Origin of the sequence: Streptomyces murinus (genome assembly GCF_002154555.1) — a bacterium.
Lineage (GTDB): Bacteria > Actinomycetota > Actinomycetes > Streptomycetales > Streptomycetaceae > Streptomyces > Streptomyces murinus.
The window spans coordinates 1-747 of record NZ_MUNF01000294.1 but is presented as its reverse complement, the minus strand read 5'-3'; the positions used below and the strand labels follow the sequence as shown (position 1 = coordinate 747).

Below are 747 nucleotides of genomic sequence, written 5' to 3'. Positions count from 1 at the left end.
GCGGAAGCCCGGCCGCACCCGAGGACCCGGCGGCCCCCGGGACATCCGAGGCCGGCGCCCCGTCGGTCCCGCCCTGCGCGCCGTTCACGCCCCCCGCGCCCCCGATCGAACCGCCGGAGCCGCCGGAGGCACCCGCGTTCTGCGTGTACCAGGCCGGGGGAGCGTAGTCGATGGTGAACTCGCCGGTGGTCTCGACGGCCTCCGCGTCGGGCTGGTCATCGCCGGGTGTGCCCCAGCCCCCGCGCATCCCGTCCCGATCGCTGCTCACAGTTCCTCCTGGTGTGGTCGAGCACCCTCATGCCGTGGCGGGGCGACCATGTCGTGTCGTTCGAGTCGTCCGTAGTGGTCAGGGGCAGTCCGATCCACGGGTCCTGCCGGCACGCCCGCTCCCAGCCTAATCACCACGAGCCGCCCCTCGGCAGGCCCGCCCGCCTGTCGGCTCGCGCACACCGGACCGGAAGGCATGCCGAAGCCCCCGGCCCGCCACCCGAGTTGTCGCACGAAACCGGGAGCAACCGGAAGAGAGATGACGAACGGGAAAGGGAGAGAAAGCGAATAAAACCAACAGGCAAGGGCAATTCAGTCCATGCGTCGAGGTGTGCCCAGCAATCCGGTCTCGGCGTCGGTCGGTTGGGTCAGCACATATTGCCGATCCCGGTCGGTACACCACAGGGTGACACCGTCCGGCAGCGCCGGCAGTGACTCCACCTCGGTGCGGGTGAGCCCCATGGTGCGGCCGAGCTCGGC

The 747-nt window shown here is 70.7% G+C and carries 1 protein-coding gene; it reads right to left on the bottom strand.

All coding sequences use genetic code 11. From position 1 onward, the window contains the following. A partial coding sequence (locus CCN72_RS40000) for an SCO5717 family growth-regulating ATPase (protein ID WP_279630256.1) occupies positions 1 to 268 on the bottom strand: 268 nt, incomplete at its 3' end. Positions 269 to 747: the final 479 nt, after the last annotated feature.